At 50.4% G+C, this 12,912-nt stretch carries 7 protein-coding genes and 1 other RNA gene; all 8 read left to right on the top strand.

What is annotated here, in order from left to right:
* Positions 1-218: 218 nt before the first annotated feature.
* The 8 genes from ssrA (at position 219) to QGT73_RS11840 (ending at position 12,898) form a co-directional block, all read left to right on the top strand.
* Positions 219-619, top strand: a transfer-messenger RNA (tmRNA) gene (gene ssrA, locus QGT73_RS11875).
* A gap of 511 nt (positions 620-1,130) precedes the next feature.
* Positions 1,131-2,348, top strand: coding sequence for a site-specific integrase (locus tag QGT73_RS11870; protein ID WP_123486109.1), 1,218 nt, complete (start codon positions 1,131-1,133; stop codon positions 2,346-2,348).
* 289 nt (positions 2,349-2,637) lie between these two features.
* Complete coding sequence (locus QGT73_RS11865) at positions 2,638-3,021, top strand: hypothetical protein (RefSeq protein ID WP_123486108.1); 384 nt, start codon at positions 2,638-2,640, stop codon at positions 3,019-3,021.
* A 1-nt stretch (position 3,022) separates the two neighbouring features.
* Positions 3,023-3,355 (top strand): hypothetical protein, encoded by a 333-nt coding sequence (locus QGT73_RS11860; protein ID WP_123486107.1) that lies wholly within the window; start codon positions 3,023-3,025, stop codon positions 3,353-3,355.
* Between the two features lie 79 nt (positions 3,356-3,434).
* Positions 3,435-4,958 carry a DUF4099 domain-containing protein gene (locus tag QGT73_RS11855; RefSeq protein WP_123486106.1) on the top strand — a complete coding sequence of 508 codons (1,524 nt, stop codon included), beginning with the start codon at positions 3,435-3,437 and terminating at the stop codon, positions 4,956-4,958.
* Between the two features lie 123 nt (positions 4,959-5,081).
* On the top strand, positions 5,082-6,161 hold the full coding sequence (locus QGT73_RS11850; protein WP_123486105.1) for a DNA topoisomerase: 1,080 nt from the start codon (positions 5,082-5,084) through the stop codon (positions 6,159-6,161).
* Between the two features lie 223 nt (positions 6,162-6,384).
* On the top strand, positions 6,385-6,840 hold the full coding sequence (locus tag QGT73_RS11845) for a DUF1896 family protein (RefSeq protein WP_160631018.1): 456 nt from the start codon (positions 6,385-6,387) through the stop codon (positions 6,838-6,840).
* Positions 6,827-12,898 carry a MutS N-terminal domain-containing protein gene (locus QGT73_RS11840; RefSeq protein ID WP_280122517.1) on the top strand — a complete coding sequence of 2,024 codons (6,072 nt, stop codon included), beginning with the start codon at positions 6,827-6,829 and terminating at the stop codon, positions 12,896-12,898. Before QGT73_RS11845 ends, QGT73_RS11840 begins: the two co-directional genes overlap by 14 nt.
* Positions 12,899-12,912: the final 14 nt, after the last annotated feature.

Raw genomic sequence — 12,912 nt, 5'->3', positions numbered from 1 at the left:
TTTATGGATCTGCATTCAATCGTCGAGACAACCAAGAAGCACGGCAACTCGCCCTACAACGCAATCCTCGCCCTTTTCTAAACGGCGACTACATCGGCGCGTCCGCTGAATAGTTACTAATATTGTATGGTGTATGTAGTTAAAATAGGTTAAATTGTTCATGATGTTTTTGTAGAGGTGGAAAAATATGTAATTTTGCATTTCACTTACTACACAACGGGGCTGACTGGCTTTGACAGCGTTTTGAGGTGGTGAGTAAGCATGCAGAGTGATGATGCCCACACTCTATAATCAGAGACATCAAAAATTCAAATGGCGAAAACAACTACGCTCTCGCTGCTTAATCGAAGTACAGTAGATTAACCTTTATCGCTGCAACAGTTGCGGCGACGAGACATCACCCGATTGTCCTTTTTCCGAGACGGATCGACCCGGTGGTGCAGTTAAATCGGAAATATGGCGACGAAAGCCTCGATAATCGCCGAGATTCTTTAGAGGATAAGGTCGCGATTGGCCGTCTCTTGCCTGTCACGACACGAAAACCAACATGAGAATAAGCATGTAGAAAGCTCATTGTCTGGACGACTGGACGAGGGTTCAAACCCCTCCAGCTCCACTTGACGGGTCGGACAGATTCCGGCCAACAAAAGTCTAAACAAGACTAAACCGCACAATATCAACTTATTGTGCGGTTTTTTAATGCCTAAAAATGACGACTCAGGACCGTCATCGGACAGAAAAAAGACTGAACAAGACACCCATTGGTTGCAAATCTGCTACACAAAAATCGTGAGATGCCAAATGTAGCAGTTGTGTAGCAGTAAGTGTCGTAACTATGTTTTGTGCAGCACTTTACGAAACCGAAACTCTGACATAAGTCGGAAAATAGCGGCCAAAATCGGACATCTGATGGCACACAAGAAATGGAGTCCGGTGGCATAGTCCGAAGCTTACATTTGATACCTAATTTTCTATTCCCATGCACTCCGTCAGAATACGCAGGACATCATGTCCGCTATTCGTCCTCTATTGGCCGAGGTGAGTCTAAGCAAAATTAAGTTTAACTCGTTATGAATTTTGCAAGGGGGTAAAAACCCTGCGCAATCATAACCACCAAATCCAAATGTAAGATGAAACAGAGCACATTTAAGATTCTGTTCTATCTCCGAAGCAATCATGTCAACAAGGATGGTACATCCGCCATCATCGTGCGCGTGTCTATTGACGGAGAAAGACAGGACTGGAGCACAAAATTGGTTTGCGAGCCAGAAAGATGGGATGGGAAAGCCGGTAAAGCCACCGGTCGTTCATCCAAGTCTTTTGAGATCAATAACCATCTTCAGGATATTCAGACTATTCTGACCAATCATTTCTATGACATCCAGCGTCGTCACGGCTACGTTACCGTAGAAATGGTGCGCAACGCCTACATGGGCATCACCCAGCGGGAGGAATCACTCCTGAAACTCTATGAGCAGCATCTGGAGGACACCAAGAAGCTCGTCGGACTCAGCAAAGCCGACCCCACCTACCGCAAGTACGAAAGAATGTACCGCCGCGTGGTGGAGTTCATGAAGAAGAAGTACAATATCACCGACATTCCCCTGAGAGAGATAAAGTATCAGTTCATCGTGGACTTGGAGTTCTTCCTCCGTACCGAGTATAAATACTCGCAGAACACCACCTACAAGTGCATGAAGTTCTTCAAGCAGGTAATCAACAAAGCCATCCGCGCCGGACTGATAACCGTTGACCCCTTCAACGGCTACAAAATCTCCATCGAGCGTGTTGACCGTGGCTATCTTACCGAAGACGAGCTTTGCAAGATGATGCAGAAAGAGTTTGCCTCCAAGCGACTGGAACAGGTGCGCGACATCTTCATCTTCGCCTGCTTCACCGGGCTGGCATACATCGACCTCGCCCACCTCCGTGTCGACAACATCCAGAAGATGTTCGACGGTCGCTTGTGGATAGTCACCCACCGTCAGAAGACCAACACGAAGGTAATGGTACCCCTACTTCCGCCGGCCCTGAAAATCCTCAACAAATATGAGGGCTGCTACACCGACGGCCAGCTCATGCCGATAATCACCAATCAGAAGCTCAACTGCTATCTGAAGGAGATAGCCGACATCTGTGGCATCGAGAAGAACCTGACGTTCCATCTCGCCCGGCACACCTTCGCCACTACCATGACCCTCGGCCGTGGAGTGCCCATCGAGTCGGTATCAAAGATGCTCGGCCACACAAATATCCAGACCACACAGATCTACGCGAGAATTACCGCCGACAAAATCGGAAAGGATATGGACATTCTTTCCAAAAACCTCGGCAATCTCGATTTCTAAGCTGAACATTCCATAAGCCTCTTGCGAGTGCCGTTCGGGAATGCTCGGACGGCACTCGCTGTGTCCTGACGTGAGATTTTCAAAAAAATTTCCACAAATTTCTACTTTAACATTCATTAAGAGTATTTGTATAAGTCGCTGTTATTCAACGATGAATTATTGCGGATTTTAGAAAATCAAGCGTTTTTTATCCTACACTTATCCCAACTCTATCCCGGAGTTATCATAGATGCACCTCCTTTTCCCGAAGTAACTTTGCATCACAAACAAACCGCTAAACCCACCTGATATGGACAATTACGTTATGTTCCCCCCTCATCCCGATCTGGCACAAGAGGTACAGAGAATGCAAGGCACTCTCAGCCGTCTTGAAAAGTTTCTCGCGGCTCAGGATGAGAAAATTCATAAAGCCGAGGAATATGGATTTATCCATGAGCGGCTTCCCAACCAGCCTATGGTGAGCAAGGATGAGGCCGCTGCTATCCTCTGTGTATCACCCCGACACCTTCAGCGCATCCGAAAACGGCTGGTGCTGAAATGGAAGAAGGTCGGTCGAGAAACCCACTACTTCCTGAAGGAACTTGTGGAGGCTATCGAAAAGTTCCAATGTCCTTGGAATCCGGTGGCATACGAGAAAGCAATGAAACGTGTAACCCGATTACCCCGATATTGATATGACAGTATTAGAGAAAAGAGCAATCCTCTCTGATTTCAGAGCCATAATTGATGATCTTCGAGCAGAAATCAAATGTGAAATCAGACGCGAAATCAAGGAAGCCAGCAAAGAGATTTATGCTGTCCTGACAAATCAGGGTATCATTGAGCCGGAAGAAAGAGTTTTGACCAAGGCACAGCTCATGGAAATGTATAATGTCGGCAAAACCAAAATAGAATCCATGATGGCTGACGGTACACTACCATTCATAAAATCCGGTGACAGCCGCCAGTCCCGCGTGACCTTCCGCTGGGCAGATGCCAGAATCGCATTTGAAACCACAAGAAGATAAAAACCATACCACCATACACCAATAATTAACGTGCCTCTTTTCAGGCACAAGTTTCCAACCCCAAAAACTTCTAATTAATATGGCACAAGAGCTGAATCAAGAAGAAGTCCTTATCGCCCGCAACAACGACACCGGGCAGGTAGGCGCGGTGACCGGACTCAACGAGGACGGCACACCCAAAATGACCGATGTAAAGTCGGCGAAACTCTCTGACCTCGTGAAATTCTCAAAAGGCCAGAACCCTCTCGAAGCTTTTATGTCGAACTTCGTGCGCCAGTGCAAGAACCCCTCGACATTCGGATTCTTCCGCGTACCCGCCGACCGATACGACACGGTGGGCACCGTAATCGGCGACCTCGCCAAAGACCCTGTGGCGAATGCCGAGATACTCAAAGATAACAAGGTCGATGTGGCGCTCCCGGCTCTGAAAGTCGAGCAGTCCAAGCAGACAGAAACCTCTGCGGAACCATCGGAGCAGACAGCGGATGAAGCTCAATCTCAGACAACCATGTCGCAGGAACCCAAGTGGCAGGCTATCGACCAGTCGAAAATCGACTGGGATATGCTCAAAGAGAAATGGGGCATCGACAAAGAGGCTCTCGAAGCCTCCGGCGACCTGAGGGAGATGCTTTATAACCGGAAATCCAAGCTGGTGAATATCACCCCGACCTTCGGAGGAGAAAAATTCAGCATCGAGGCTCGACTCTCTTTCCGCACTGACCCCGACGGCAGCGTCAAACTTGTCCCTCACTTCATCCAGAGCGAACAGAAGCTCGACCAGTTCATGGGACACAAATTCGACAAAATCGATCAGGCAAATCTCAAAGAGAACGGCAACCTCGGTCGTATTGTAGAACTGATCGACCCTGCCACCGGAGAGAAAGTTCCATCGCTCATCAGCCGGGACCGCTACACCAACGAGCTGCTGGCAATCCCGGCAAAGGATGTCAGAATCCGTGACACTTTCGGCCAGACGAAGCTGACCATGCCGGAGATCATGACCCTGAAGAAAGGTCTTCCCCTGCCCCCCAAAGAGGTGGTATGCCGCGATGGAAAGACCCGCACGGGAATACTCCAGTACAATGTCGACCGCAAGGCTGTCGAATTTGTACCCAACGGCATACACTGGTATGAGAAGGTGGAGCAGGCAAAGCGTGCCGCCGAAGCCAAGAAAGAAGGCAAAGGCGAATCCGTTTCGACCGAGGCTTCGGAAAAGAAGGCTGAGAGGAAACCCAACTGGACACTCAAAGACGGCAGCATCAAGCCTCTCGGACAATGGAACAAGATTCCGCTCACCGAACAGCAGAAGGAAGACTACGCCAACGGGCGTGTCGCCAAGCTCGACAACATGGTCGATGAGAAGGGACAGCCCTGCACTGTCTATCTGTACTTCGACAAGGAGAAACAGCGTCCGGTGACATCGCTCAATGACCCGCGTGTCAAGGTCGCCGACGAATCCCGCACCCAGAAGGCGGTGAACAACGACGGTCTCACCAACGAGGAGACGAAGAACATCACCGACCCTCTGACCAAGGGACAGACCCAGCCGAAGGACGAAATCCAGCAAAAGCAGCAGCGTAAGCCAAAGGGCCCGCGACTCTGATTCCCACAGCAGAGTATAATCCACAACCACTGAACCCACGCGGATGAAACGCCTAGGGAGGGTCCGGAACCTCCCGACGCTTTCGTCTCAAAATTCCCAACTCACAATAAAAACATTTCAAATATGACAAAGAAGACACTCGTGACAGTCGTAACCGCCAACCGTTTCATGGCTGAGACCATTGCCCGCGCAATCGGCGCAACCTCCGAACTCGAAGGCTACTATCATGGCAACGGCTATGCCGTGACATGGACCAACGGCGAAATCATCGAATCCGAATACAAGCATGGCGAAAAGTTCGTCATGAACTCCGGTCAGGACATGCGCCAGATGTACGCGCACCACTTCAATTTCAGGATGCGCAACTATGATGCGCTGCTCGGCTGGGAGAAGTCGAAAGCCGACGAAGCCCAACTCTCCGTAATCAAGACGCTGTGGGCAAAAAGCAATGTCGTCGTCAACGCCATGGAACCCACATTCGAAGGAGAACTGGCGTTCCTGAACCTGTACTGGTATCTCCGTATGCCGGTGACTGTGCGCCGCGCATGGCTTCCACGTCTGCGTAAGCCCATCATCATCCGGGCTGTCGAGAACGGCACATATTCTCCCGACAAGCATGAGGCATGGCTCGCGGAGGAACTCGTGAATTTTTTTCTCAAAGCCAATTCCGAGGCCGCAGGAAAAGACCTCGACATCGAATCGGCTGAGAACGAATCAGCCGATGAAAGCGGCGACGTGGAACTGAATATCGTGAAGGGTCAGACTCTTCACAACATGGTCACCCTGTGGATGGATGCCACTATGGAACTCGGCTACGATTTTGAGCCGACGTTCCTCATCGCCCACAAACTTTACGCCAAAGGGCTGATCTCATACCCCTACCTCTACCAGAACGGCATCCCCGGCAATGTTTATGACTCCATGCGTCGTGACTTCCGTGTGCTGGAACACAACCCCTGCTACGGCCGGATGGCTAAAGAAGTGGGATGGCTCAGCACCCGCAACACCTTCCACAATGGCGAAACGCCCTATAACGGTCATGGCATAGTCACGACCGGGCTGCATCCCACCGACCTCAGCCGTGACGAGGAAAAACTCTACAACCTCATCGTGAAGCGAGTCATCGAGGCCTTCACCCCCGACGAGAATGATTTTCAGAAGAAAGCCCGCAAGAAGCGTAAATCCCACAAGAAAGCGGGTTAAGAGGCTTGAAAATCAGCTAAAATATCAATAACTCCTCCCGAATGTCCCGAAGATTTTGTATCTTTGCACTTGATTCAACGTCATATAATGTTTTTGTTTCATTTTTGACGTGGATTTAGTGGTTGGACATCGGGCGGGAACCCGGTGTCCTTTTGCTTATATGCCTACCATACACCACTTTAAGCAAACAGGATTTCGGCAAACCACTAAATTCCCCACCATAATGAAACAATCTCATGAAAATGAGATGGACTATTTCGCAGCCTATCTCTACGGTCACCTACGTGACCACCGCTTTCCCGAATTAACAGACCCAGAGTTTATCAATACCCGCGCCGGCGAAGCATATAAGACCATGACCCACCTTATCCTCGAAGGGCGCAGTCAGTCCGTAGCCGAGGAACTCGCCATGCGTGTTCTTCTCGAAGGTCACTATGTGTCCCGTTGGGATGTGATATTCAACCTCCTTGAAGAACTGTTCCACAACGACCTGCCGACTGAAGAAGCAAAAATTGAGTGGGCAGAATTACTGCTCGGACTCCGTTACGTCAACGCCATACTTGACAAGTATGAAGTCAACGGGGACTTCCTCAGCAGAGAAGATTACCCGAGGCTACAGAACGAGTTAGCGGGTACCATTGCGGACATTTTAGAACAATACCGCAATGAGTTACAATAGACTACAAACAATGCGCGACAACATCGAGGCGATACGGATGGCGTTTAGTCTCGGTGTCAAGGGGCGCGGGGCGCAGACTGCCGAGGAGATTGCAGTGCTGCGCAAGTATGCCGGATTCGGTGGGTTGAAGTGTATTCTCAACGATGCCAATGAACTGGCGGATGCCGCCAAGTGGAGCAAGAGCGACATTGAACTGTTCGCGCCTACGGTAGAGCTGCGTCGGCTGATTCACGATTATTCTCGTGATGATAAGGAGTTTAACCGCTATATGGAGTCGTTGAAGGCGTCAACGCTGACAGCATTCTATACCGACAACCGTATTGTTGATGCTATTTCCGATGCGCTTAAATATCAGGGTGTAGAGATAAAAAGTTTTCTTGAACCGTCTGCCGGACAGGGAGCGTTTATCGACTCTTTCCTGCGCAATGACAGATACCCCGGAGCCGAGGTGTTGGCTTACGAAAAGGACTTGCTCACCGGTAAAATCTTGTCAGCCCTGCACCCGTCAATGCTGACACGCATAGAGAGGTTCGAGAAGATTGAGAGTGACTTCAACGGTTACTTTGATGTTGCTGCCTCCAATGTTCCTTTCGGAGATTTCGCGGTTGCAGACCCGGCTTATGCCGTTAGCAAGGAGATTGGCTATCGTCAGGCTTCCAAGTCGTTGCACAATTACTTCTTTCTCAAAGGTCTTGACCAAGTGAGAGAAGGAGGCCTGATTGCCTTTATCACATCGCAGGGTGTAATGAACGCCGCTTCGCCTTTCATAAGAATGGAGCTTGTGAAAAAGGCTGACCTTGTGGCGGCTCTGCGTCTGCCCAACAATACGTTCAGCGAAAATGCTGGAACAGATGTCGGCTCTGACCTGATTATTTTCCAGAAGCACACCGAAAAGAAGTCTTTGTCGGCTGATGAAGAGTTTTTCATTCAATCGGTAGTTGACCGGGGTACAAAAGTGCCAGGCAACAAGTTCTTTCAGGCGTTTCCGCAGAATGTTATATGCACCGACGCCAAGGTTGGCAATGACCAGTATGGCAAACCTGCTATCGTGTACCACCATGACGGAGGTGTCGATGGCATTGCACAAGACTTGCGTAAGGCACTCGACGAGTCGTTGCACCTGCGCCTGAATCTGGAATTGTATAATTCCAAAGGCATTAAGCCGCCTACACCTGACCCTGTTACGCCAACTCCTACACCCAAGCAGGATGCGAAGGTGGAAGTTCCAAGAGCTGAAAAAAAGTCGAGCCATACCAATACACCTCTGATGCAACAGTATCAGGAGATGAAAAAGAAACATCCTGATGCTGTACTTCTTTTCCGTGTGGGTGATTTCTATGAAATATTCGGCAAGGATGCCGTGACAGCCTCGGAAATATTAGGTATAACTTTGACCCGCAGAGCCAACGGCAGGGACAATTATATTGAATTGGCTGGCTTTCCGCATCATGCTCTTGACACATATCTGCCCAAACTTGTGCGGGCCGGCAAACGTGTGGCAATCTGCGAACAGTTGGAAGACCCGAAGCTGAAAAAGACACCTAAGCAGAAGGTGGTTGAAACGGTTACACCCAATCAGCCTCCAAAAGCGGAGCCTGAGCCGGAACCAAAGCCTGCCCCCGCTCCTGTTGATTCATCAAAAATGGAACCAGCCAAGGATATAGAGACCGACGGCAGTCCTGATTACACCGATAATCCCGACCCTCGCCTGTTTGCCTACAATCTCTTCGGCGAATTGGAGCCTATCGGCAAACCCCGCCGTCAGCCGAAACAGGCTGAGGATGCCCCCAAGCCGAAACCGAGTGTCGAAGTCAAGGACATACCCGTAAAGAAATTCCGTCCGCTCAATGAAAAGGAGCTGGAGTTTTATGGCTCTCTTAACTGGGAGGACAATCCGCCCATCAATGGATTCTACGAAACCATGATGTCTATTGCCCACCGCCAGCTTGAAGAAATTCGTCTGGAACGTGAGGCGGAAGAAGCCGCCAAACAAGCCGCTGCAAATGGCGAGACTATCAACGAAAGCGGCACCGTCATTGAAAGAACCGAAGGCGACTTCATACCCGGCAGACAGCCAAGAGTGGTTCCACAAAAGCCGGAGCCTGTCGAAAGGGATATGTCTCCCCGTCCTTTCTCGGAGGACATTCAGTTCTTCCACCATAACGGCAGTATGGTCGTTCAGGACGGCATGGTCGGATTCCTCTCGGAAGTCCGCAAGAACGGAGCAACATTCAATCCGTTGGAGTTGAAGCCGGAACAGGCGAAACGCGCCATGCTCTATGTCACCCTGTCGGAGACATACCAGCAACTCTACAACTACGAGGCTGAAACGCACGAGGCAAGTGCCGAGCTGCGCGAACACCTCAATCAGTATTATGATGAGTTTGTGGAGAAATACGGTAATCTCAACGAGAAACAGAATGTGAGATTTATTCTCATGGACGCCAATGGGCGTGACGCACTGGCATTGGAGCGCGGCGAGAACGGTAGGTTTGTCAAGGCTGACATCTTCGATCATCCTGTTTCATTCGCTGTGGATGAACTGACAAGTGTCGATACTCCTATGGAGGCGTTATCTGCATCGCTCAACAAGTTCGGTGCCGTCAATCTGGACTATATGACCGGATTAGTGGATATGTCCGAGGAAAATCTGATTCAGAGTCTGGAGGGACACATATATTATAACCCTCTGGTGGAGAATTATGAAATCAAGGACAGGTTTATCGCCGGAAACGTGGTGCAGAAAGTCGAGGATGTCAAGGCATGGATTGACCGCGAAGAAGAACGTATCAAAAACTTCCCCGGATATGACGGCATCGAGCCATATATCGCTATGGCGCAGGATTCTCTCAAAGCACTTGAAGAAGCCACCCCGCGAAAAATCACTTTCGCCGAACTTGACTTCAATTTCGGCGAGAGGTGGATACCCACCGGCATATACTCCGCTTACATGAGCAATCTGTATGGCACCGACATAAAGATTGCCTATTCATCCTCGATGGACGAGTATTCATGTGACGCGCCACGCAAGAACATGAAGATATGGGAGGAATTCTGCGTCAGAGGCTATTACCGCACATACGACGGCATAAGCCTTCTGAAACACGCCCTGCACAACACCGTCCCCGACATCAAGAAGTCTGCCGGAAAGGATGAGAACGGCCACGATATCAAGGTGCCTGACAGCGAGGCGATTCAGCTTGCCAATACCAAAATCGACGAAATCCGCAACGGTTTTGCCGACTGGCTCGAAGCGCAGTCGCCTGAGTTCAAGGAGAAACTCTCTGACCTCTACAACCGCAAGTTCAACTGCTTTGTGCGTCCGCAGTATGACGGCAGCCACCAGACGTTCCCCGACCTCAATATGAAGATGCTCGGAGACCGCTACGGCATACACTCCGTGTATCAGTCGCAGAAGGATTGTGTGTGGATGCTGTTGCAGAACGGCGGCGGCATCTGTGACCATCAAGTCGGGACCGGCAAGACACTGATAATGTGTATGGCGGCACATGAGATGAAACGTCTCGGACTTGCCCACAAGCCGATGATTATCGGAATGAAGGCGAATGTGGCAGAAATTGCCATGACATACCATAGTGCCTATCCCAACGCGAGGATTCTCTATGCCGATGAAAAGAGTTTCAAGGCGGACAACCGTGTGGCGTTCTTCAATAAAATGAAGAACAACGACTATGACTGCATTATAATGTCGCACGACCAGTTCGGCAAGATACCGCAGTCGCCCGAAATCCAGCAGGAGATTCTTCAGGCGGAACTTGACAGCGTGGAGGAGAACCTTGAAGTTGTCAGGCAGCAGGGGCATGACGTGTCACGCGCCATGCTGAAAGGTCTTATCAAGCGCAAGGAGAATCTTACCGCCAAGATTGCCACCATCCAGTATCAGATGGAGCAGAACCGCGACAACGTGGTGGACTTCAAACAGATGGGTATCGACCACATATTCGTTGACGAATCTCAGAACTATAAAAATTTGATGTTCAACACCCGTCACACCCGTGTCGCCGGTCTCGGCAACGCCGACGGAAGCCAACGCTCCCTCAATCTTCTCTATGCTATACGCACCATTCAGGAACGTACAGGCAAAGACCTAGGGGCGACCTTTCTCAGTGGCACGACAATCTCCAATTCTTTGACTGAACTGTATTTGCTCTTCAAGTATCTACGACCGAATGAGCTGGAGCGGCAGGAAATCCGCAGTTTTGACGCATGGGCGGCTATCTTCGCCAAGAAGACAACCGACTTCGAGTTTTCCGTCACCAACAACTTGATTCAGAAGGAGCGTTTCCGCTACTTCATCAAGGTGCCGGAACTGGCGGCATTCTACAACGAGATAACGGACTATCGTACCGCCGAGGATGTAGGTGTTGACCGGCCGGAGAAACGTGAGATTCTTCACAACATCCCTCCGACACCGGCGCAGGAGGCTTTCATCGAGAAACTGATGAAGTTTGCCGAGAGTGGCGATGCCACGATACTCGGCAGGGCGCCATTGTCTGACACCGAGGAAAAAGCGAAGATGCTCATTGCCACGGACTATGCCCGCAAGATGGCTCTTGACCTCCGGCTCGTTGACCCTTCATACGGCGACGATCCGAACAACAAGGCCAGCCATTGCGCCAAGATGATTGCCGAATACTACCGCAAATACGACGCGCAGAAAGGTACACAGTTTGTTTTCAGCGACCTCGGCACATACAAGCCCGGCGAATGGAATGTCTATTCCGAAATCAAGCGCAAGCTGATTGAGGATTATGGTATCCCGGCGCATGAGATACGTTTCATTCAGGAGTGTAAGACGGAACGTAGCCGAAAGGCTGTCATCGAGGCTATGAACAGCGGTGATGTCAGAGTTTTGTTCGGTTCGACAACCATGCTCGGCACAGGCGTGAACGCCCAGCGCAGAGCGGTTGCGGTCCATGAACTCGAATGCCCCTGGCGACCGAGTGACCTTGAACAACGTGAGGGCCGTGCGATACGAGCCGGCAACGAGATTGCCAAGTTGTATGCTGATAACAAGGTGGATGTAATCATCTATGCTGTCGAGAAGTCGCTGGACTCCTACAAGTTCAATCTTCTTCACTGCAAGGCTACTTTCATTGCCCAGTTGAAATCCGGTGCTATGGGAGCCAGAACCATTGACGAGGGTTCGATGGATGAGAAGAACGGCATGAACTTCTCGGAATACATGGCTATACTCAGCGGTAACACCGACCTGTTGGATAAAGCGAAACTCGAAAAGCGCATAGCGGCATTGGAGAGTGAGCGCAAATCCTTCAACAAGGGCATCGGAGACTCCCGTTTCAGACTCCAGACCATCAGCCACGACATCGCCAACAATGAGGCGGCTATCGCACGGATGAAGGAAGACGCTGCCAAGTATCAGTCTGCTGTTCAGCGAGACAAGGACGGCAATCCGGTCAACAGTCTTGTCCTTGACGACTGTAAGTATAAGGATGAGCAGAACATGGGCATCTACCTGCAAGGATTGGCTCGCACGACCGACACCCACGGTAAATACGTCCGTGTCGGCGAGGTCTATGGCTTCCCGATAAGCATAATATCGGAGCGGACGGTCGTTGACGGCAGAGAAGGCATCCAGAACCGTTTTGTTGTCGAAGGCAACTACAAATACAAGTTCAACAACGGCTTCATTGCCATGAGCGACACACATGCCGCCTGCATGAACTTCGTCAACGCTCTGGAGAAAATCCCCGGCATAATCGCCCAGTACGAGGAACGCACGGCCAAACTCAAGGCCGATGTTCCAGTTCTCGAAGGCATCGTCGCCAAGACATGGGGCAAAGAGGATGAGTTAAAGGCGTTGAAATCCGAACTTGCCGCCCTCGACCGCAAGATTACCGCCGAACTTGCCCCTAAACACGATGAAAAAGACGGCGAGGAAGTCAAGCGGGATGAGCAGCCACAGCAATCACAGCGGGTCGAGAACCCGGCACAATCCTCCGGCTCAAAGGAGTCGATGGTGGCTGAACCTATTTATATGTATGCCTCACGGCGTACTTTCACTGGATTACGATAGATGGCAAAGCCGAC

Source organism: Duncaniella muricolitica, assembly GCF_910574735.1.
Taxonomy (GTDB): domain Bacteria; phylum Bacteroidota; class Bacteroidia; order Bacteroidales; family Muribaculaceae; genus Duncaniella; species Duncaniella muricolitica.
Note: the sequence above shows the minus strand (reverse complement) of the source record. Positions and strands in the feature narration are given on the sequence as shown.